The organism is Rhodobacter sp. NTK016B (assembly GCF_017303295.1).
In the GTDB taxonomy this organism is placed as follows: domain Bacteria; phylum Pseudomonadota; class Alphaproteobacteria; order Rhodobacterales; family Rhodobacteraceae; genus Pararhodobacter.
The window spans coordinates 1-323 of the sequence record NZ_JAFKOK010000049.1; the positions used below are offsets into that span (position 1 = coordinate 1).

Here is a 323-nt window from a genome sequence, read left to right on the forward strand (position 1 = left end):
GGCGCGATCCCCTCGCGCCCCGCAACCGCCGCCACAACCGAGGCCGAACCCGCGCCCGACGCGCCCTTGCCCGAACCCGCACCGGCCAGCGCCTCCGAACCCGCGCCGCGCAGCGAAACACGCGAAACGGCGCCCGACAGCGCTGCGCCCTCGGGCCTCGTTGCCGCCGGGGCCGCGCCCAACACGCCGCTCGCCGCGCTCGACGCGCCCAGCCTCGTGCCCCATGTGCTGACTCCAACCCAGACCCCGGCCGAGCCGGTCGAAACCACGCCGCCCGAGCCCGCCGCGCCCTCGGGCTTTGCCCCCGCGCAACGCGTCGCGCC

1 pseudogene is annotated in these 323 nt (G+C 78.6%); it reads left to right on the top strand.

Going from position 1 to position 323, the window contains the following annotated elements:
• Positions 1–323, top strand: a pseudogene (locus tag JI664_RS23650) (hypothetical protein); the annotation flags it as partial.